The organism is Streptomyces sennicomposti (genome assembly GCF_019890635.1).
Lineage (GTDB): Bacteria > Actinomycetota > Actinomycetes > Streptomycetales > Streptomycetaceae > Streptomyces > Streptomyces sennicomposti.
Genome location: NZ_JAIOAB010000058.1, coordinates 16,967 through 36,184 on the forward strand (window position 1 = coordinate 16,967; position 19,218 = coordinate 36,184).

A 19,218-nucleotide genomic window follows, 5' to 3' on the forward strand; every position below is an offset into this window, starting at 1 on the left:
ACTTGAAACGTGATCCGTGTCACTCGGTTAACGCGAGACCGTCCCGTTCTCCTAGTGTGTCCTCCCAGTGACTTCCTTCGACGCCTCCCCACCGCTCAACGTCTGGCGCGCCCTGCTCGCGCTGGCCGTCGTCTTCGTGATGCTGACGACCACCGGCTGGACCGCCTCGCGCGGCCACCGCGGGTCCACCGCCCTCCAGGCCTCCCTGGCCGCCTGGCAGCACGGCAGCCTGCACGGCCACCGGCTGCCGGACCCCGACGCGGCCCCCGGCCGGATCGCCCGCTTCTTCGCCTCGCTCGGCGCGCACGACCGCGATCTGCTCGCCCACCGCTACCCGCTCGCCGTCGGCAACATGAACGGCGCGCCCGTCCCGCTGCGCTACGAGGCCAACCGCATCGCGCTCGGCCAGGCCCGCGCGGCCGAGCTGAAGCGCACCCACGACAGCCGGCTCACCCCCGCCGGCCAGCAGGACGCCGGGCGCCGCGAGCACCACTTCGCCGCGCTCATGGGCAAGGACCGCCAGATCCTCGCCTTCGACCCCGAGGGCTCCGGCCGCGTCGCCGAGGTCTTCGGCGACCTGACCCGGGCGCAGCGGGTCTCCGTCGTCGTCCCCGGCGTCGACACCGACCTGTTCACCTTCCGCAAGACCTACCGCCCCTACACGGCGGCGTACGGCATGGCGAAGTCGCTGTGGACCGCCGAGCGGACCGCGAGCCCCGGCACCCGCACCGCCGTCATCGCCTGGGCCGACTACACCGCACCCAGCGGCATCGGCGTGGACGCGGCCACCGCGATGCGCGCCGAGGACGGCGCCGTACGGCTGAACGGACTGCTGCGCGGGCTGCCCGGCGCCGCCCCCGTCGCCCTGTTCTGCCACAGCTACGGCTCGGTGGTGTGCGGCCTCGCGGCACACTCGCTGCCCGGCCGGGTCTTCGACATCGCGGTCGCGGCCAGCCCCGGCATGCACGCGCAGACCGTCGCCCGGCTCGGCACCTCCGCACGGGTGTGGGCCATGCGCAACGCCACCGACTGGATCCGCGACGTGCCCTATCTGGAGCTGGGCGGATTCGGCCACGGCGCCGACCCGGTCTCCCGGGCCTTCGGGGCGCGGGTGCTGTCCGCCGACGGCGCCAAGGGGCACGCCGGCTACTTCGACCCGGGCACCGACAGCCTCACCAACTTCGCCGAGATCGGCGTCGGCGCGTACGGCTCGGTGCGGTGCGCCCATGACAACGACGGGTGCCGGGCGGGTTTGCCCGGCACGACGACGGCCGGACGCGCGTAGAGACAGCAGGAAGTGCGGTCCGCGCGGGGAGGGACGCAGAAGCTGGTGCCGCCTACGATGAGCCGCATGGGTGACGTACTGACCGGATTTCATGCTGCCTGGGAGTTCGAGTCCGATTCCGTGCTCATCCGATACGAACGGGGGATACGGACACCGAAGCTCTTCCAGGCGCTCGGCGAGCGCCGGATCCCGCTGGCCGCGCTGGCCGGCGTGACGCTGACTCCCGGCCGCCGCGGGACCGTGGTCCTGCGCGCCGACCCGCGCCCCGGCGCCGACCCGCTGATGGAGGCGGCCGACGGGCAGCTGAAGGAGGGCTGCGACCCCTACCGGCTGGTGCTGCCCGCCGAGCGGGCGACCCTCGCCGAGTACTACGCCGACGAGCTGCGCGGGCGCCTCACCGAGACCGGCCCGGCCGACCGCCATCTGGTGGCCGCGCCCGAGCCGCCGCTCCGGTTCAAGGCCTACGACGGCAAGGCGTCCTTCGACGGCACGACGGTGCGCTTCCGCTGGTCGTGGACGGGCGCGTCCTCGGAGAAGTGGAAGGCCGGCGACCAGAGCTTCCCGGTCGGCGACCTCGGCGGGGTGGAGTGGCGCTCGCCCGAGGTCTTCGAGGGGCATCTGCGGCTGCTGCCGCGCGAGGCGGGCACGGCGTCGGGCGCCGCCGCGCCGCCGCAGCCGGACCAGGACCCCGCCGCGGTGGTGTTCGGGCTCGGCTACGGTCCGGTCCACGAGTCGCTGCCGTTCGCCGCCGCCGTGCTGGCCGCGGTGCGGGCCGCCGCGCCCGCCCCCGTGGCCGCGGTCGCCGCCGCCCGCCGCGACCCGGCCGTCGTCGCCGAGCGCATCCGGCACCTCGGGGAACTGCACCGGGCGGGACTGGTCACGGACGACGAGTTCTCCGTGAAGAAGGCCGAACTGCTCGCGGAGCTGTGACCGGTCAGCGCGTCCTGTCCGGCTCCCCCTCGGGACGCCGCCCGGCGTCCGCGTAGAAACCGATCTTGAAGTCCAGCACCGCGAGGGTGTCCTGCAGCTGGGCCATCCGCTCCAGCACGTCCCGGCGGGTCGCCGCCAGCAGCTCGAAGCGCTCGCCGTAGGTCTCCTCGCCGCCGCGCACCAGCTCCGCGTACCGCACCATGCCGGCGACCGGCATGCCGGTCAGCCGCAGCTTGCCGACGAGGTCGAGCCACTCCAGGTCGCGGTTGGTGTAGCGGCGCTGACCGGTGTGCGAACGGTCCACATGCGGCATCAGGCCGATCCGCTCGTACCAGCGCAGCGTGTGCGCCGTCAGCCCGGTGAAGGCGACCACCTCGCTGATCGTGTAGCGGTCCTGCCCGTCGGGGCGCGGGGGCCGCCGGGGATCGGCGGAGCAGACGTCGGGGCGGGCGGAGTCGTCCGCGGTCTCGATGGCCACGGCCGTGTTCTGCGTCACCGTCATGACCTCCACGCTAGAACCTTCGAGTGCACTCCAAGCAAGCGCGGGGTGTGCTCGAAGCAAGCGCGGGTGCGCTCCGGGCGAGCGCGGGTGCGCTCCGGGCGAGCGCCAGTGCGCTTCGAGCGAGCGCGGGTGCGGCACTTCAGGCGGGTGCGGGCCGGGGGACGTCCGCCGGAAAAACGACAGGACGCGGCCGGGCCGTGCTGGCTAGCGTGCGGGGCATGAGTCCCGTACGCCGTGCCGAGCCCGCCGACGCCCCCGAAGTGCTGCGTCTGCGCCAGGTGATGATCGACTCGATGGCCGGGGCGGACAGCTCCACCGACTGGCACGCCGACTCGCTGCCCGTGCTGCGGGCGCGGCTGGCCGAGCCGGACGGCGGCTTCGCCGCGTTCGTCGTGGACCACCCGGAGCGGCCCGGGGAACTGGCCGCGCTGGTGGCGGGCACGCTGGAGTACCGCATCGGCCGGGCCGGCAACCCGCTCGGCACGGTCGGCTACGTCTTCAGCGTCGCCACCGACCCCGGCGCCCGCCGCCGGGGGTACGCGCGGGCGTGCATGGACCGGCTGCTGGAGTGGTTCCGCGAGCGGGGCGCCGACCGGGTGCAGCTCACCACCTCCGCCGAGGCCGCGTCGCTGTACGCCTCCCTGGGGTTCCGGCCCAAGCCCGACCCGTTGCTGGAGCTGTGGCTGTGAGCGCTTAGGCTCGACGTCATGTCGTTGAAGAGCCTGGCGTCGATCGAGAACTGGCCGGTTTCCACCGCCGCGGCGGGCGTGGTGCGCGCCGACGGCACGGTCGCCGGCGTCCACGGCCCGACCGGTCACCGCTTCCCGCTGGCCTCGGTCACCAAGCCGCTGGCCGCCTACGCTGTGCTGGTGGCGTACGAGGAGGGCGCGATCGAGCTGGACGAGCCGGCCGGCCCGCCCGGCGCGACCGTCCGCCATCTGCTCGCCCACACCTCGGGCCTGGCCTTCGACGAACATCGGGTGACGGCCCCGCCCGGCGAGCGGCGGCTGTACTCCAACGCCGGTTTCGAACAGCTCGGCGACCATGTGGCGAAGGCGACGGACATCCCGTTCCCGGAGTATCTGCGCCAGGCGGTCCTGGAACCGCTGGGCATGACGGCGACGACGCTGGACGGCTCCCCCGCCAAGGACGGCGTCTCCACCGTGGACGACCTGCTCCGCTTCGCCGCCGAACTCCAGGCGCCGCGGCTGCTGGACGTGCGCACGGTCGCCGAGGCGATGACGGTGCAGTACCCGGGCACCAAGGGCGTCCTGCCGGGCTACGGCCACCAGAACCCCAACGACTGGGGCCTCGGCTTCGAGATCCGCGACGGCAAGTCCCCGCACTGGACGGGCGCTTCGTCCTCGCCGCGCACCTTCGGCCACTTCGGCCAGTCCGGCACGTTCCTGTGGACCGACCCCGACGCGGGCGCGTCCTGCGTGGCCCTGACCGACCGCCCCTTCGGCCCCTGGGCGATCGAGGTGTGGCCGGCTTTCACGGACGGGGTGTTGGCGGAACTGCGCGGGACCGCCTGACCGGCGGGCGGCCCGGACCACCCGAACGGAGAGAGCCCGTCGGCACCGATCCCGACGGGCTTGCCGGTCTGCGTTCCTGCTCAGGGAGCCATTCGATCTCCCACTGGGAGGACTCCACGAACGACTCGAGTTCCCCCCTGTCCGCCACCCAGTAGTCACCCCCGTCCGTCGGCTCGGCCAGGTCGTCCACCAGGTAGATGTAGTACCCGCCGGTGACCTCGGAATCATCGTGGAGCTTCACGAAGTACCCCTCGTAGCACCCCGCCAGAATGCGCCCGTACCGCTCCATCTCGGCCTTCGTCGTCACGGCGTCACGGCTCCGGGCGGGCCGGGTTCGCTCATCGTGCGTCCATCTCCCACACCAGCAGCTCCGCGTCCGTCACGGCCTCCGCCTGCAGGGGGCCGGCGTCGGTGATCCGCGCCGCGTCGCCCGGGGACAACTCCTCGCCGGACAGGCGCACTTCGCCGCGTACGACATGGACGTACAGGTGCGCGGCGGACGGCAGCGGTGTGCGCTCCCCGGCCGCCGGGCGCCGTACGTGGAGGGTCGCGGCGGCCTCCGGGACGGCGTACGGGGTCGGGTCGGGCAGGGCGCGTACGGCCGTGTAGCGGGGCTCGCCGCCGGGCTCCAGCGGGGTCAGCCACATCTGGACGAAGACGAGCGGGACGTCGCCGTCGTTGCGCTCCACGTGGCGCACGCCCGCCGCCGCGCTCAGATGCTGCACGTCGCCGGGGCGGACCACGCTCTCGTGGCCCGTGGAGTCGCGGTGGGTCAGCTCGCCCTCGACGACCCAGGTGACGATCTCGGTGTGGCTGTGCGGATGCTCGGCGAACCCGGCGCCGGGGGCCAGCCGCTCCTCGTTGCAGGCGATCAGCGCGCCGAAGCGGAGGTTGTCCGGGTCGTAGTGCGGGCCGAAGGAGAAGGCGTGCCGGGTGCTGATCCCGGCCGCCTCCTCGCCGCCCTCGTAGCGCTGTGCCGCGCGCCGCACGTCCATGGTCACGGGGACACCGTAGCCCCGGCCCCCGGGGCCCCGGGAGGCCGGCCGGGAGCAGGTCGGCGGGGTGCGGAGCGTTCGGTTCGGACCCGGCGGCACGTACGTGCGTCCGGATAAGGCAGTCTTGTCCCCGTGCCCGAACCCGAATCCCGCGACGCCGAAGCCGCCCCGCGCCCCGCCCATCCGCACACCGCGACCCTGAGACGACTGGAGAAGTCCTCCGGGTCGCTGGCCGCGCAGGCCATCGCGCGGATGGACGAGACGCTGCCGTGGTACCGGGCCATGCCCCCGGAGAACCGTTCCTGGATCGGGCTGGTGGCCCAGGCGGGCATCGCGGCCTTCACCGAGTGGTTCCGCCGCCCCGACGCGCCCCAGGCCATCTCCACCGATGTGTTCGGCACCGCGCCGCGCGAGCTGACCCGGGCGATCACGCTGCGCCAGACCGTGGAGATGGTGCGCACCACCATCGAGGTCATGGAGTCCGCCATCGACGAGGTGGCGGCCCCCGGCGACGAGTCCGTGCTGCGCGAGGCGCTGCTCGTGTACGCGCGGGAGATCGCCTTCGCCACCGCCCAGGTCTACGCCCAGGCCGCCGAGGCACGCGGTGCCTGGGACGCCCGCCTGGAGTCGCTGGTCGTCAACGCCGTCCTGTCGGGCGAGGCGGACGAGGGCGCCGTGTCGCGGGCCGCCGCCCTCGGCTGGAACTCGCCCGAGCACGTCTGCGTGGTGCTCGGGACCGCGCCCGACGGGGACTCGGAGCTGACCGTGGAGGCCATCCGGCGGGCCGCCCGGCACGCCAAGCTCCAGGTGCTCACCGGTGTGCTCGGCAACCGCCTCGTGGTGATCGCCGGCGGCGACGACAATCCGCTCGCGGTGGCGAAGTCGCTGATCGGGCCGTATGCGGCGGGGCCGGTGGTGGCCGGGCCGATCGTGCCGGACCTGCTCGCCGCGACCCGGTCCGCGCAGGCCGCCGCGGCCGGGCTGAAGGCGTGTTCCGCCTGGCAGGACGCCCCGCGCCCGGTGCTGGCGGACGATCTGCTGCCGGAGCGCGCCATCGCGGGCGATCCGGGCGCCCGCGAGCAGCTGGTAGAGGAGATCTACAGACCGCTGGAGGAGGCCGGGTCCGCGCTCCTGGAGACGCTGAGTGTCTATCTGGAGCAGGCGAGCAGCCTGGAAGGGGCGGCCCGCATGCTCTTCGTTCACCCGAACACCGTGCGCTACCGGCTCCGACGTGTGACTGACGTCACCGGATGGTCGCCCTCCGATGTACGATCCGCGTTCACGCTGAGGATCGCGCTGATCCTGGGGCGGCTGGCCGATGGAGATCCCCAGGCCTGACGTTTTGTCGGGGGTCCACAAAACCCCTCCGTGTTCTTCGTCCCTGTCCCCACGGGCGGCCGTGGCCGTCCCCAAGAGAGAGTGTGAGAGTGCTCGTACTCGTCGCTCCCGGCCAGGGCGCCCAGGCGCCCGGCTTCCTGACCCCCTGGCTCGAACTGCCCGGGGCCGCCGACCGTGTGGCCGCCTGGTCGGACGCCATCGGACTCGACCTCGTCCACTACGGGACGCAGGCCGACGCGGACGCGATCCGCGACACCGCGGTGGCCCAGCCGCTGCTGGTGGCCGCCGGGATCCTGTCGGCCGCGGCACTCGGTGACATCGCGCCCGACGCCGTCGCGGGCCACAGCGTCGGCGAGATCACCGCCGCCGCCTTCGCCGGGGTGCTGAACGACACCGCCGCGCTCACCCTGGTGCGCAAGCGCGGCCTGGCGATGGCCGAGGCCGCCGCCGTCACCGAGACGGGCATGTCGGCGCTGCTCGGCGGCGACCCGGAGGTCTCCGTGGCGCACCTGGAGAAGCTGGGGCTGACCCCGGCCAACGTCAACGGCGCGGGCCAGATCGTGGCCGCCGGCACCATGGCGCAGCTGGCGGCGCTCGCCGAGGACAAGCCCGAGGGCGTGCGCAAGGTCGTGCCGCTGAAGGTGGCCGGCGCCTTCCACACCCACCACATGGCGCCCGCCGTCGAGAAGCTGGCCGAGGCCGCCAAGGCGCTCTCGCCCTCCGACCCGAAGGTCGCCTACGTCTCCAACAAGGACGGCCGGTCCGTCACCAGCGGCGCCGAGGTCGTCGAGCGGCTGGTCGGCCAGGTCGCCAACCCGGTCCGCTGGGACCTGTGCATGGAGACGTTCAAGGAACTCGGCGTCACCGCCCTGATCGAGGTCTGCCCCGGCGGCACGCTCACCGGCCTGGCCAAGCGGGCCCTGCCGGGCGTGCGGACGCTGGCGCTGAAGACCCCCGACGACCTCGGCGCGGCCCGCGACCTCGTCGCCGAGCACGCGAACGCCTGACGCCCTAAGGAGCCGATCGAACATGGCGAAGATCAAGCCCAGCAAGGGCGCCCCGTACGCCCGCATCCTCGGGGTGGGCGGCTACCGGCCCACGCGCGTGGTGCCCAACGAGGTGATCCTCGAGAAGATCGACTCGTCCGACGAGTGGATCCGTTCGCGCTCCGGCATCGAGACCCGGCACTGGGCGTCGCCGGAGGAGACCGTCGCGGCCATGTCCGTCGAGGCGTCCGGCAAGGCCATCGCGGACGCCGGGATCGAGGCCGCGCAGATCGGCGCGGTGGTCGTCTCGACCGTCTCGCACTTCAGCCAGACCCCGGCCATCGCCACCGAGATCGCCGACCGGCTCGGCACCGACAAGGCCGCCGCCTTCGACATCTCGGCGGGCTGCGCCGGCTTCGGCTACGGCCTGACCCTGGCCAAGGGCATGGTGGTCGAGGGCTCCGCCGAGTACGTGCTGGTCATCGGCGTGGAGCGGCTGAGCGACCTCACCGACCTGGAGGACCGGGCGACCGCCTTCCTGTTCGGCGACGGCGCCGGCGCGGTCGTCGTCGGCCCCTCCACGGAGCCGGCCATCGGCCCGACCGTGTGGGGCTCGGAGGGCGACAAGGCGCAGACGATCAAGCAGACCTTCTCCTGGGACCGCTTCCGGAGCGGCGCCGTGTCCGAGCTGCCCGTGGACAGCGAGGGCAACATCAAGTTCCCTGCGATCACGCAGGAGGGCCAGGCGGTGTTCCGCTGGGCCGTGTTCGAGATGGCGAAGGTCGCCCAGCAGGCGCTGGACGCGGCCGGGATCACCCCGGACGACCTGGACGTCTTCATCCCGCACCAGGCCAATGTGCGGATCATCGACTCGATGGTGAAGACGCTGAAACTGCCGGAGCACGTCACGGTCGCCCGCGACATCCGCACCACCGGCAACACCTCGGCCGCCTCGATTCCGCTCGCGATGGAGCGGCTTCTGGCGACCGGCGAGGCGAAGAGCGGCGACACCGCGCTCGTCATCGGCTTCGGGGCGGGTCTCGTCTACGCCGCGACGGTCGTTACCCTCCCCTAGGCACTCCGTGCCGGATCACGCGTCCGGTGCGGGCAGCACTTGCCACATCCTCTGGAACATCTACGAAGGAGCGCCGACATGGCCGCCACTCAGGAAGAGATCGTCGCCGGTCTCGCCGAGATCGTGAACGAGATCGCCGGGATCCCCGTCGAGGACGTCCAGCTGGACAAGTCCTTCACCGATGACCTGGACGTCGACTCGCTGTCCATGGTCGAGGTCGTCGTCGCCGCCGAGGAGCGCTTCGACGTCAAGATCCCCGACGAGGACGTCAAGAACCTCAAGACGGTCGGCGACGCGACCGACTACATCCTCAAGCACCAGGGCTGATCCACCGATCACCGCCTTGGGCTGACTGCCCCGCCACCCGGCGGTGGCGCCGTTTGAATCCTCGCATCCGTTGGAGAAAGAATTCCCGTGAGCTCGACCAATCGCACCGTGGTCGTCACCGGTATCGGCGCAACCACACCGCTGGGTGGCGACGCAGCCTCCACCTGGGAGGGTCTGGTCGCCGGCAGGTCCGGCGTCAAGCCGCTGACCCAGGAGTGGGCGGCCGAGCAGGCCGTCCGTATCGCGGCCCCGGCCGCCGTGGAGCCGACCGAGACCATCCCCCGGCCGCAGGCCCGCCGGCTGGACCGGTCGGCGCAGTTCGCGCTGGTCGCCGCCCAGGAGGCGTGGCAGGACGCCGGCTTCACCGGCAAGGCCGGCGAGGACAGCTCCGTCGCCCCCGACCGGCTCGGCGCGGTCATCGCCTCCGGCATCGGCGGCGTGACCACGCTCCTGGACCAGTACGACGTGCTGAAGGAGAAGGGCGTACGCCGTGTCTCCCCGCACACCGTGCCCATGCTGATGCCGAACGGCCCCTCGGCCAACGTGGGCCTCCTCGTGAACGCCCGGGCGGGCGTGCACACCCCGGTCTCCGCCTGCGCGTCGGGCGCCGAGGCCATCGGCTACGCCATCGAGATGATCCGCACCGGCCGCGCCGACGTGGTCGTCGCCGGCGGCACCGAGGCGGCGATCCACCCGCTGCCGATCGCCGCGTTCGGCAACATGATGGCGATGTCCAAGAACAACGAGAACCCCGAGGGCGCCTCGCGCCCCTACGACGTCGCCCGGGACGGCTTCGTCCTCGGCGAGGGCGCCGGCGTCCTCGTCCTGGAGTCCGCCGAGCACGCCGCCGCGCGCGGCGCCCGCGTCTACGCGGAGGCGGTCGGCCAGGGCGTCTCCGCCGACAGCCACGACATCGTGCAGCCCGAGCCCGAGGGCCGCGGCATCTCGCACGCCCTGCACAACCTGCTGGACCGCACCGACCTGGACCCGGCCGAGATCGTGCACGTCAACGCGCACGCCACCTCGACGCCGGCCGGTGACATCGCCGAGCTGAAGGCGCTGCGGAAGGTCTTCGGCGACCACGCGGACCACATGGCGGTCTCCGCGACCAAGTCGATGACCGGTCACCTGCTGGGCGGCGCGGGCGGTGTGGAGTCGGTGGCGACGGTGCTGGCGCTGTACAACCGGGTGGCGCCGCCGACCATCAACGTCGAGAACCTCGACCCCGAGGCGGAGGCGAACGCGGACGTGGTCCGCGGGGAGGCCCGGCAGTTGCCCGCCGAGGGGCGGATCGCCGCGTTGAACGACTCGTTCGGGTTCGGCGGGCACAACGTGGTGCTGGCCTTCCGCACCGTCTGAGCCGCGGTACGTCGCGGTACGTCGCGGTACGTCGCGGTACTGAACGGCGCCGGCCCGGACCCCCCGTGGGGTTCGGGCCGGCGCCGTTCTTCGTTCGTCGTCGGCCGGGTGCGGGCCGTAGTGGGTCGCTCGCGGAGTCCGGCGCGCGACGAATCGGAGTCCGGCGCGCGCCGAATCCCTTTCAGAATCCCTTTCAGACCACCTGGTGGAGCCAGCGGACCGGGGCGCCTTCGCCCGCGTAGCGGAAGGGTTCCAGTTCGTCGTCCCAGGGCTTGCCGAGGAGCTTGGCGATCTCCGCCTCCAGGTCCGTCTCGCCGGCCCGGGAGCGGGTGAGGGCGGCGCGCAGACGGTCCTCGGGGATGAGGATGTCGCCGTGGATGCCGGTGACGGCGTGGAAGATGCCGAGGTCGGGAGTGCAGCTGTAGCGCTCGCCCTCGGCGGTGGCGCACGGCTCGGCGGTGACCTCGAAGCGCAGCAGGTGCCAGCCGCGCAGCGCGGAGGCGAGCTTGGAGGCGGCGCCGGCCTGGCCCTGCCAGGAGAACTCCGAGCGCCAGGTGCCGGGCGCGGCGGGCTGGCGGATCCAGTCCAGGCTGACGCGCGTGCCGAGCACCCCGGCGACGGCCCACTCGACGTGCGGGCACAGCGCGCGCGGCGCGGAGTGCACGTACAGAACTCCACGTGTCGTCACCGGGACCTCCGGGCAGAGCGGGTCAGGGGCGGGCGGGCGGCAGTGGCGCGACGGCCACGTTGAGGGCGAGGCTACCGTGCGACGGGGCAAGGAGTGTGACGTACCGTCGGTCCCGGTGCCAGGAAACCCCCGGCATTCACCCATGGGGACGCTTGTACGGGTGTGCGCCGTCACATCGGAGGGGGTGGGGAACCCTCGCGCGTTCTCATGGAGGGGACCGGCTGCACCGTAGGACGACCGAGGGGAACACCAGGGATGCGGAAGCGAAGCCACCGTCTGCGGGCCGCGCACGCCGTCGTGGCGGTGACGGCCGTGCTGGCCGCCGCGGGCTGCGACACCGTCGGTCGGGGCACCTCCGGCGACACGGGAGCGCGGGCGGGGCGGCCGTCCGCGTCGCCGACGCCCGAGTGGGACACCTCCCCGGACTCGGTCGCGGCGGTGGGCGACTCCATCACGCGCGGGTTCGACGCGTGCGCGGTGCTGACGGACTGTCCGGAGGTGTCCTGGGCGACGGGCAGCGACGCCGCGGTCAACAGCCTGGCCGTGCGGCTGCTCGGAGTGGCCGGCGCGTCGCAGCACAGCTGGAACCACGCGGTGACCGGGGCCCGGATGCGGGATCTGAAGGCGCAGATGGACAAGGCGGTGGTGCACCGGCCGGAGCTGGTGGCGGTGATGGTCGGCGCCAACGACGCGTGCCGGGCCTCGACGGCCGAGATGACGTCGGTGGCCGACTTCCGCACCCAGTTCCAGGACGCGATGAACACCCTGCGCCAGACGCTGCCGAAGACCCAGGTGTACGTCTCCAGCGTGCCGAACCTGAAGCGGCTGTGGTCGGAGGGACGGACCAATCCGCTGGGCAAGCAGATCTGGAAGCTGGGCATCTGCCCGTCGATGCTGGGCGACGCGGACGCGCTGGACGGGGCGGCGACGGCGCGGCGCGAGACGGTGCAGGCGCGGGTGGTGGCGTACAACAAGGTGCTGGCGGACGTGTGCGCGAAGGACCGCCGCTGCCGGTTCGACCACGACGCGGTTTTCGACTACCGCTTCGGCACCCAGCAGCTCAGTCACTGGGACTGGTTCCACCCGAGCCGCAACGGCCAGGCGCGGCTCGCGGAGATCGCCTACCGCACCGTCACGGCGAAAACGCCGTGACCTTAGGGTGCTGCGCATGAGCATGAGCGAAATCTTCGGCCGGCTTTCCGACGGGAGTCCGGTGCACCGCTGGACGCTGGAGCGGGCCGGGGTGCGGGTGCGGGTGCTGACGTACGGCGGGATCGTGCAGTCGGTTCAGGTCCCGGACCGCGGCGGGCGTCCGGCGGACGTGGTGCTGGGCTTCCCGGACCTCGCGGGGTACGTCACCCACCCGGAGCCGTTCCTCGGCGCGCTGGTCGGCCGGTACGCCAACCGGATCGGCGGCGCCCGGTTCCCGCTGGACGGCCGGACGTACGCGCTCGCGCCCAACGACGGGCCCAACTCGCTGCACGGCGGCGCGAACGGCTTCGACAAGCGGGTGTGGAAGGCGACGGAGGTCGCGCACGGGGTGCGCCTGGCCCGCGTCTCCCCGCACGGCGAGGAGGGCTTCCCGGGGCGGCTGGAGGTCTCGGCGACGTACACGCTGGACGCGTCGGGCGCGCTGCGCATCGCCTACGAGGCGGTCACGGACGCGCCGACGGTGGTCAACCTGACCAACCACGCGTACTGGAACCTCGGCGGCGCGGACTGCGGCCCGGCCGGCGGCCACGAACTGCGGCTCGCCGCTTCCCGCTACACCCCGGTGGACGAGCGCCTGATCCCGACCGGCGAACCGGCCGAGGTCGCCGGCACCCGCTTCGACTTCCGCGAGCGGCGCACGGTGGGCACGGGCTACGACCACAACTTCGTCCTGGACAAGGGCGTTTCGGCCGCCGCCGAGGAGATCGCCGAACTGCACGACCCGGTCTCCGGTCGCGTCCTGACGGTGGCCACCACCGAGCCGGGCGTCCAGCTCTACACCGCCGACCACCTCACGGCCCCGTTCGCCCCGAACGCCGGAATCGCCCTGGAGACCCAGCACTTCCCCGACTCCCCCAACCAACCGTCCTTCCCGAGCACGGAGTTGCGCCCGGGCGAGGTCTACCGGTCGGAGACGGTGTACGGGTTCTCGGCGCGGTAGCGGCCAGGGGCGGCGGGCGCGGCGGGCGGCGCCCGGCGTCCCTGACGCGGGCAGTCGCCGAGAGGCCCGGGACGAGGGCCCCCGGCCCCGGGCCGGTCACGGTACACGCCACGAGCCCCGGTCCAGGGGTCAGGTTCCCGGACCGGGGCTGCTCGCGGGAGGAACTCGTCCCTGGGCCGACGGTAATCGCCGGGACGCCGCGGTGTCCGGGGATCGGCCGCACGGCCGCAATCTCGTACGAACCCTTCACAATCAGACCGGCGCCGCGGCGACCGTGCGGGGGCGGTCGCCGTCGCCGGCGGTGCGGGCGTTCGTCGGTGTGCTGCGGGAGGCGGCGGTCAGCGTGCTGGGCGCCGGGTCCCGCTGACCGGGCCGGCCGCGTCGTCGTCCGCGCCTTCCGGGGTGTCCGGGGTGTCCGGGGTGTCCGCCGGGTCCGGCTCGGCCGTCTCCTCGGCGAGCAGGTCGCGGGCGAGGAGGGTGGCGCCGGCGACCGCGCCCGGCATCAGGAACACGGCGACGAACGGGATGAGGAAGGCCAGTCCCAGCGGGGTGCCGAAGCCCCAGACCAGGGTCTTGCGGGAGCGCAGCAGGGCGAGGCGGGCGCGCAGGTCGACGTCCCGGCGCTGGAGGGCGACGGCGGCCAGTTCCTCGGTGAGGAAGAAGCCGGTGACGAAGAAGCCGATCACCGGGATCACGGTCTGGCCGACGACCGGCAGGAAGCCCAGCGCGAAGAGCAGGACGCCCCACAGCGCGGCCCGCACGACGACGCGGAGGCTGTCGCGGGCGGAGATCCACAGGTCGCGCCAGAGCGGCAGGCCGGACTCGGGCGCGGTGCCGTCCGGGGAGACGTCCCGGTCGACCTGTTCGGAGAGGCTCTCGTAGAAGGGCTGGCCGATCAGCAGGGTGACCGCGGTGAAGGTGACCACGGCCAGCAGCAGGCCGAGGGCGAACAGGACGGCGGTGAGGAAGCCGCGGAAGAGGCCGAGCCAGGGACTCGGCCAGCCGTCGGCGAAGGGGGTGGCCCAGGCGACGGCGTCCTCGCCCCACAGGGCGAGCGCGGTGAGCGCGGCGGCGTACAGGACGAGGGTGATCAGGCCCGGCAGCAGGCCGAAGCCGTACGCCCGCCGGTGCCGGGCCACCCAGCGCTGGCCCTTCAGCAGATATCCGAACCCCACCCCGAGATCACGCATGGGGCCACTGTAGCGAGGGCGCGCGGGACGCGGACGGCGCGGGACGGAGGCCGCATCCCACGTCCAGGGATGCGGCCTCCGTCCGGGAAACGACCGGCTCAGGCCAGCGTCACGGTGATGTCGCCGCGGGTCGCCTTCGAGTACGGGCACACCTGGTGGGCCTTCTCGACCAGGCTCCGGGCGGTGGCGGCGTCGACGTTCGGGATGTCGGCCGAGATCTCGACGATGATGCCGAAGCCGTCCTCGTTCTGGCCGATGCCGACCTTCGCGGTGACGGTCGAGCCGGTGATGTCGGCGCCCTCCTGGCGGGCGACGACGCCGAGGGCGCCCTGGAAGCAGGCGCTGTACCCGGCGGCGAACAGCTGCTCGGGGTTGGTGCCGGCGCCGCTGCCGCCCATCTCCTTGGGCGGGTTGACGACGACGTCGAGCTTGCCGTCGTCGGTGGCGACGCGGCCGTCGCGGCCGCCCTCGGCGGTGGCGACCGCGGTGTACTTCACGTCGGACTGCTGGATGGCCATCGGTTTGCGTTCCTCCTCGTACCGCCGTGACTCGCGCCCACGATCACAACGGTTTCGGAATGAAGTTACCGCATGCCGGAAGGTGCGGGAAGGCGCGTCCGGCACCCGGCGGGACTTGCGCGGGGGTCCCTCAGAGCTTGACGATCATCTTCCCGGTGTTGTCGCCGCGCAGGACGCCGAGGAAGGCCTCCAGGGTGTTCTCGACGCCCTCGACGACCGTCTCGCGGTACTTCAGCTCGCCCGAGCGCACCCACGGGCCGACCTCCCGCACGAACTGCGGCTGGAGGTCGTAGTGGTCGCCGACGAGGAAGCCCTCGATCCGGCCGCGGGTCTGGATCAGCCGGGCGAGGTTCTTCGGGCCGGGCGCGGGCTCGGTGTTGTTGTAGACGGAGATGGCGCCGCAGATCGCGATCCGGCCATGCAGGTTGAGCGAGCCGATCGCGGCCTCCAGGTGGTCGCCGCCGACGTTGTCGAAGTAGACGTCGATGCCGTCGGGCGCGGCGGCGCGCAGCTGTTCGGAGACCGGGCCGTTCTTGTAGTTGAAGGCCGCGTCGAAGCCGTACTCGTCCGTCAGCAGCTTCACCTTCTCGTCGGAACCGGCGGAGCCGATCACGCGCGAGGCGCCCTTGAGCCTGGCGAGCTGCCCGACCTGGCTGCCGACCGCGCCGGCCGCGCCGGACACGAAGACGATGTCGCCCTCCTTGAAGGAGGCGGTGCGCAGCAGGCCCGCGTACGCGGTCAGGCCGGTCATGCCGAGCACGCCGAGGTACGTCGACAGGGGCGCGGCCTCGGGGTCCACCTTGACGGCCTGCGCGGCGTCCACGGCGGCGTACTCGCGCCAGCCGCCGTAGTGCAGGACGTGGTCGCCGACGGCGATGTTCTCGGCGTTCGAGACGACGACCTCGCCGACGGCGCCGCCCTGCATGGGCCGGTCCAGCTCGTAGGGGGCGGCGTAGGACTTGGCGGCGGACATCCGGCCGCGCATGTACGGGTCGACGGAGAGGTACTCGTTGCGGACGAGGATCTGGCCCTCGCCCGGCTGCGGCAGCTCGGCCTCCACGAGGGCGAAGTCCTCGGGCTTCGGCCACCCGACCGGGCGGCTGAGCAGGTGCCATTCACGGCTGACGGGGGGAAGGGTGGGGGTGTCGGACACGGGGGCGCCTCTCGTCGGTCGGTGCGGGGACGTGTCGTGCGGGTGGGGTGGGGACCCGCCGCCGAAACACGGTTTTAGTTCAGCATATGAAACAACCATGCTCCTGAATATTTCAGCATGTCAAGCAAACGGGTACCCTGGACGCCATGGCCACTCCCCCGAACGCCCGTCGCCCCGATCCCGTGACCATGGAGGTCGTCGAGCTGATCGGTGACGTCGTGGCCCGGTTCTACGAGGACTACGAGGAGGCGGCCGGCGAGCACGCGCTGACCGGTGCGCAGGCGCGGCTGCTGAGCCTGCTGTCGCTGGAGCCGCTGCCGATGCGGAAGCTGGCGCTGAAGCTGAAGTGCGAGCCGTCGAACGTGACGGGGATCGTGGACCGGCTGGAGGTGCGCGGTCTGGTCGAGCGGCGGCCCGATCCGGCCGACCGGCGGGTGAAGCTGGCGGCGGCCACGGAGGAGGGGCGGCGGGTCGCCCGCGAACTCCGGGAGGGGCTGCGGTTCGCCCGCGAGCCGCTCGCGGGGCTGACGGATGAGGAGCGGGTGGCGTTGCGGGGGTTGTTGCGGCGGATGCTGGGGTGACCTCCGGCCGGGTGGGGGTGAGCGGGGGTGACCGTCGCTTTTTTGGTGCGGGTGAGTGGGGGTTGAGCGCGTAGTTCCCCGCGCCCCTGAGGAGGTGGGGGTCGCCGTCGACTTTTTGGTGCCGGTGAGTGGGGGTTGAGCGCGCAGTTCCCCGCGCCCCTTAGGGGGTGGGGGTGACCGTCGATTTTTTGGTGCGGATGAGTGGGGGCTGGGCGCGCAGTTCCCCGCGCCCCTTAGGGGGTGGCCCTGGCCGGAGGTGTTGGGGGGCGGCTTGACGGGCTAGGCGCACCACCACAGGAAGCGGTCGCAGGTGTGGGTCGGGGTGGGCTTCGGGGGTGTGGTCGTCGGGGGTGGGGCCGAGGTCGCGGGGGGCGTCGGCCGCTGGGCCGGTGGGGTCGGGGACGCCTCGCCGCCCGGGCCCGGCGCCGTGCCCGAGCCCGCGTCCCGGGCCGTCCCCGTCCCCCCGTCGCCGCCCGGCGACGCCGACGGCGAACTCGCCGGGGTGCCCGACCCGCTCGGCGTCGGGGTCCCGTCCGTCGCCGAGGCGGACGGCGACGCGGAGGCCGACGACGAGGCGGAGGCGGGCCGCGCGCTCGCGGCGCCGCCGGAGGTGTTGTCCAGCGGGCTCGCCGTCGACGGCGTACCGGATCGCGTCGCACCGCCGTCCGCCGTGTCCGCGCCGGCCGCCGCCGGGCCGGGGTCGGCGAAGCCGGGCAGGCCCGGCGCGTCCACGCCCAGTTCGGCCAGGCTCAGACCGCCCGCCGCCAGGACGAACCCGGCGGTGATCAGCAGCGTCCGGCGGCGCCGTCGGCGATGGTGCGCGGCCTTGCGGTCGCGCCGGCTCGCGGCCGTGGCGGATTCCGGCACACCTCGGTCCACCGCCGTGGATTCCCGTTCCGGCACACCTCGGTCCACCGCCGCGGGTTCCGGTTCCGCCGCGCCCCGGCCCCGCGACGCGCGTCCGCGGCCGCGCCCCTGGGCCCGCCGCCGTTCCGCCCGGCCCGGCGCGGGGGCGCTGTCCTCGTCGCCACCGCCCACCGGAAGCGGGTCCAACTCCTCGTCAAATACAGGGAGTTCGGGCTCGACCGAGACCACCGGCAGCGCTTCGGCCGGCGTGCCGCACCCCGGGCAGAGGAGGGCGCCGTTGAGGTGCCGTCGGCACGGGTGGCAGTAGTTCATGACGCGGGAAGACTAGATTCCGCACCGCCCGCGTTCCTAGGGGCCGCTGTGAAGGTTCCGTGGGGGATCGAAAGAGCTATCGAAAGGTTTGCCGAAACCGTTATCTGTCGCCCCCATTGACACCCCGCTCACCCCGTCCTTACTGTCACGCCAGCATTTCGAACGTGTGCCGAAATATCGAACAGCTGAGAGGCAACCGCCGTGCACATCACCGGAATCAGCACACACGTGGTCGGGACGCCCTGGCGCAATCTGACCTACGTCCAGGTGCACACCGACGAGGGCATCACGGGCGTCGGCGAGACCCGGATGCTCGGTCACACCGACGCGCTGATCGGCTATCTGCGGGAGGCCGAGACCAACCACGTCCTCGGCTCCGACCCGTTCGCCGCCGAGGACCTGGTCCGCCGGATGAAGTACGGCGACTACGGCCGCGCGGGCGAGATCGTGATGTCCGGCATCGCGGTCGTGGAGATGGCCTGCTGGGACATCAAGGGCAAGGCGCTCGGCGTCCCGGTCTGGCAACTGCTCGGCGGCAGGGTCACCGACAGGGTGAAGGCGTACGCCAACGGCTGGTACACCACCGAGCGCACCCCGGAGGCGTACCACAAGGCGGCGCAGGGCGTGATGGAGCGCGGCTACCGGGCCCTGAAGATCGACCCGTTCGGCACCGGCCACTTCGAACTCGACCACGAGCAGACCCTGTACGCCGTCTCGCTGATCGAGGCGGTGCGCGACGCCATCGGCCCGGACGCCGAGCTGATGCTGGAGATGCACGGCCGTTTCTCCCCCGCGACCGCCGTCCGGCTGGCCAAGGAGATGGCCCCGTTCCGGCCGGCCTGGCTGGAGGAGCCGTGCCCGCCGGAGAACCTGAAGGCGCTGGAGAAGGTCGCCGCCAAGGTGGACCTCCCGGTGGCCACCGGCGAACGCGTCCACGACCGGATCGAGTTCCGCGAGCTGTTCGAGAGCCAGGCCGTCGACATCGTCCAGCCCGACGTCGGCCACATCGGCGGCATCTGGGAGACCCGCAAGCTCGCCGCCACCGCCGAGACCCACTACACACTGGTGGCCCCGCACAACGTCGGCGGCTCCGTGCTGACCGCCGCCTCCCTCCAAGTCGGCTTCACCACGCCCAACTTCAAGATCCTTGAGCACTTCAACGACTTCGCGGACGCGGAGATCAAGAAGGTGGTCAAGGGGGCGCCGCAGGTCGATCCGGCCGACGGCTGCTTCCACCTGAGCGACGCGCCGGGCCTCGGCGTGGAGCTGGACACCGACGCGGCGGCCGAATTCCCGCAGCAGCAGGCCCGGTTCGACCTGTGGGCGGAGGGCTGGGAGACCCGCCGCCCGAAGGACACGAAGTGACCGCCCCGGGCGAAGGGCACGAGGCGACCGCCCCGAGTGACGGGCACGAGGCGACCTCCC

The 19,218-nt window shown here is 72.8% G+C and carries 20 protein-coding genes; 13 read left to right on the forward strand and 7 right to left on the reverse strand.

What is annotated here, in order from left to right; all coding sequences use genetic code 11:
- The first annotated feature begins 67 nt into the window (after positions 1–67).
- Entirely contained in the window at positions 68–1,285 is a 1,218-nt protein-coding gene (locus K7787_RS25435; protein WP_164392407.1) for an alpha/beta hydrolase, read from the forward strand.
- A 66-nt stretch (positions 1,286–1,351) separates the two neighbouring features.
- Positions 1,352–2,215, forward strand: coding sequence for a DUF4429 domain-containing protein (locus K7787_RS25440; RefSeq protein ID WP_223003070.1), 864 nt, complete (start codon positions 1,352–1,354; stop codon positions 2,213–2,215).
- A 4-nt stretch (positions 2,216–2,219) separates the two neighbouring features.
- Here K7787_RS25440 and K7787_RS25445 read toward each other — a convergent pair whose 3' ends face one another.
- Positions 2,220–2,717, reverse strand: coding sequence for a MerR family transcriptional regulator (locus K7787_RS25445; RefSeq protein WP_043261709.1), 498 nt, complete (start codon positions 2,715–2,717; stop codon positions 2,220–2,222).
- Positions 2,718–2,935: 218 nt separating this feature from the next.
- Between K7787_RS25445 and K7787_RS25450 the strand changes: the two genes are divergently transcribed.
- Together K7787_RS25450 and K7787_RS25455 are read left to right on the forward strand one after the other, a co-directional pair.
- Positions 2,936–3,406, forward strand: coding sequence for a GNAT family N-acetyltransferase (locus tag K7787_RS25450; RefSeq protein WP_223003071.1), 471 nt, complete (start codon positions 2,936–2,938; stop codon positions 3,404–3,406).
- Between the two features lie 18 nt (positions 3,407–3,424).
- Positions 3,425–4,252 (forward strand): serine hydrolase domain-containing protein, encoded by an 828-nt coding sequence (locus K7787_RS25455; protein WP_223003072.1) that lies wholly within the window; start codon positions 3,425–3,427, stop codon positions 4,250–4,252.
- A gap of 338 nt (positions 4,253–4,590) precedes the next feature.
- Here the strand turns inward: K7787_RS25455 and K7787_RS25460 are convergent, their stop codons facing one another.
- Complete coding sequence (locus K7787_RS25460; protein ID WP_223003083.1) at positions 4,591–5,247, reverse strand: pirin family protein; 657 nt, start codon at positions 5,245–5,247, stop codon at positions 4,591–4,593.
- A 132-nt stretch (positions 5,248–5,379) separates the two neighbouring features.
- On the opposite strand from K7787_RS25460, the gene fasR reads away from it, so the two are divergent.
- From fasR to K7787_RS25485, 5 genes are all read left to right on the forward strand, one after another.
- Entirely contained in the window at positions 5,380–6,585 is a 1,206-nt protein-coding gene (gene fasR, locus K7787_RS25465; RefSeq protein ID WP_169435377.1) for a fatty acid biosynthesis transcriptional regulator FasR, read from the forward strand.
- An 89-nt stretch (positions 6,586–6,674) separates the two neighbouring features.
- Positions 6,675–7,592: an ACP S-malonyltransferase gene (locus tag K7787_RS25470; protein WP_169435378.1), complete on the forward strand. Its 918-nt coding sequence runs from the start codon at positions 6,675–6,677 to the stop codon at positions 7,590–7,592.
- 22 nt (positions 7,593–7,614) lie between these two features.
- Positions 7,615–8,646 (forward strand): ketoacyl-ACP synthase III, encoded by a 1,032-nt coding sequence (locus K7787_RS25475; RefSeq protein WP_009188408.1) that lies wholly within the window; start codon positions 7,615–7,617, stop codon positions 8,644–8,646.
- Positions 8,647–8,724: 78 nt separating this feature from the next.
- Complete coding sequence (locus K7787_RS25480) at positions 8,725–8,973, forward strand: acyl carrier protein (RefSeq protein ID WP_003989952.1); 249 nt, start codon at positions 8,725–8,727, stop codon at positions 8,971–8,973.
- Between the two features lie 87 nt (positions 8,974–9,060).
- Complete coding sequence (locus tag K7787_RS25485) at positions 9,061–10,332, forward strand: beta-ketoacyl-[acyl-carrier-protein] synthase family protein (protein ID WP_223003073.1); 1,272 nt, start codon at positions 9,061–9,063, stop codon at positions 10,330–10,332.
- A 193-nt stretch (positions 10,333–10,525) separates the two neighbouring features.
- Here the strand turns inward: K7787_RS25485 and K7787_RS25490 are convergent, their stop codons facing one another.
- The gene (locus tag K7787_RS25490) at positions 10,526–11,020 is read right to left on the reverse strand and encodes a DUF3145 domain-containing protein (RefSeq protein WP_009188410.1); all 495 of its coding nucleotides are present in this window, start codon (positions 11,018–11,020) and stop codon (positions 10,526–10,528) included.
- A gap of 255 nt (positions 11,021–11,275) precedes the next feature.
- On the opposite strand from K7787_RS25490, the gene K7787_RS25495 reads away from it, so the two are divergent.
- Both K7787_RS25495 and K7787_RS25500 read left to right on the forward strand, forming a co-directional pair.
- Positions 11,276–12,172: an SGNH/GDSL hydrolase family protein gene (locus K7787_RS25495; protein ID WP_019982208.1), complete on the forward strand. Its 897-nt coding sequence runs from the start codon at positions 11,276–11,278 to the stop codon at positions 12,170–12,172.
- A 22-nt stretch (positions 12,173–12,194) separates the two neighbouring features.
- Positions 12,195–13,172, forward strand: coding sequence for an aldose epimerase family protein (locus tag K7787_RS25500; RefSeq protein WP_223003084.1), 978 nt, complete (start codon positions 12,195–12,197; stop codon positions 13,170–13,172).
- 338 nt (positions 13,173–13,510) lie between these two features.
- Here the strand turns inward: K7787_RS25500 and K7787_RS25505 are convergent, their stop codons facing one another.
- The 3 genes from K7787_RS25505 to K7787_RS25515 all read right to left on the reverse strand — a co-directional run bounded on the left by K7787_RS25505 (position 13,511) and on the right by K7787_RS25515 (position 16,033).
- On the reverse strand, positions 13,511–14,362 hold the full coding sequence (locus K7787_RS25505; RefSeq protein ID WP_223003074.1) for an EI24 domain-containing protein: 852 nt from the start codon (positions 14,360–14,362) through the stop codon (positions 13,511–13,513).
- 98 nt (positions 14,363–14,460) lie between these two features.
- Positions 14,461–14,880 carry an organic hydroperoxide resistance protein gene (locus K7787_RS25510; protein ID WP_009188413.1) on the reverse strand — a complete coding sequence of 140 codons (420 nt, stop codon included), beginning with the start codon at positions 14,878–14,880 and terminating at the stop codon, positions 14,461–14,463.
- 130 nt (positions 14,881–15,010) lie between these two features.
- On the reverse strand, positions 15,011–16,033 hold the full coding sequence (locus K7787_RS25515) for an NADP-dependent oxidoreductase (protein WP_169435381.1): 1,023 nt from the start codon (positions 16,031–16,033) through the stop codon (positions 15,011–15,013).
- A gap of 146 nt (positions 16,034–16,179) precedes the next feature.
- Here K7787_RS25515 and K7787_RS25520 point away from each other — a divergent pair, with 146 nt between their 5' ends.
- Entirely contained in the window at positions 16,180–16,614 is a 435-nt protein-coding gene (locus tag K7787_RS25520; protein WP_223003075.1) for a MarR family winged helix-turn-helix transcriptional regulator, read from the forward strand.
- 279 nt (positions 16,615–16,893) lie between these two features.
- On the opposite strand, the gene K7787_RS25525 is transcribed toward K7787_RS25520, so the two are convergent.
- On the reverse strand, positions 16,894–17,793 hold the full coding sequence (locus tag K7787_RS25525; RefSeq protein ID WP_223003076.1) for an SCO2400 family protein: 900 nt from the start codon (positions 17,791–17,793) through the stop codon (positions 16,894–16,896).
- 201 nt (positions 17,794–17,994) lie between these two features.
- Here K7787_RS25525 and K7787_RS25530 point away from each other — a divergent pair, with 201 nt between their 5' ends.
- Positions 17,995–19,158, forward strand: a complete 1,164-nt coding sequence (locus K7787_RS25530; RefSeq protein WP_223003077.1) for a mandelate racemase/muconate lactonizing enzyme family protein — start codon at positions 17,995–17,997, stop codon at positions 19,156–19,158.
- The last annotated feature ends 60 nt before the right edge of the window (positions 19,159–19,218 follow it).

Bases quoted from the DNA above. Each gene is read 5' to 3' on its own strand.
- K7787_RS25440 (WP_223003070.1), top strand. From the start codon at position 1,352: ATGGGTGACGTACTGACCGGATTTCATGCTGCCTGGGAGTTCGAGTCC.
- K7787_RS25445 (WP_043261709.1), bottom strand. From the start codon at position 2,717: ATGACGGTGACGCAGAACACGGCCGTGGCCATCGAGACCGCGGACGAC.
- K7787_RS25450 (WP_223003071.1), top strand. From the start codon at position 2,936: ATGAGTCCCGTACGCCGTGCCGAGCCCGCCGACGCCCCCGAAGTGCTG.
- K7787_RS25455 (WP_223003072.1), top strand. From the start codon at position 3,425: ATGTCGTTGAAGAGCCTGGCGTCGATCGAGAACTGGCCGGTTTCCACC.
- K7787_RS25460 (WP_223003083.1), bottom strand. From the start codon at position 5,247: ATGGACGTGCGGCGCGCGGCACAGCGCTACGAGGGCGGCGAGGAGGCG.
- K7787_RS25475 (WP_009188408.1), top strand. From the start codon at position 7,615: ATGGCGAAGATCAAGCCCAGCAAGGGCGCCCCGTACGCCCGCATCCTC.
- K7787_RS25480 (WP_003989952.1), top strand. From the start codon at position 8,725: ATGGCCGCCACTCAGGAAGAGATCGTCGCCGGTCTCGCCGAGATCGTG.
- K7787_RS25495 (WP_019982208.1), top strand. From the start codon at position 11,276: ATGCGGAAGCGAAGCCACCGTCTGCGGGCCGCGCACGCCGTCGTGGCG.
- K7787_RS25500 (WP_223003084.1), top strand. From the start codon at position 12,195: ATGAGCGAAATCTTCGGCCGGCTTTCCGACGGGAGTCCGGTGCACCGC.
- K7787_RS25505 (WP_223003074.1), bottom strand. From the start codon at position 14,362: ATGCGTGATCTCGGGGTGGGGTTCGGATATCTGCTGAAGGGCCAGCGC.
- K7787_RS25510 (WP_009188413.1), bottom strand. From the start codon at position 14,880: ATGGCCATCCAGCAGTCCGACGTGAAGTACACCGCGGTCGCCACCGCC.
- K7787_RS25520 (WP_223003075.1), top strand. From the start codon at position 16,180: ATGGCCACTCCCCCGAACGCCCGTCGCCCCGATCCCGTGACCATGGAG.
- K7787_RS25525 (WP_223003076.1), bottom strand. From the start codon at position 17,793: ATGAACTACTGCCACCCGTGCCGACGGCACCTCAACGGCGCCCTCCTC.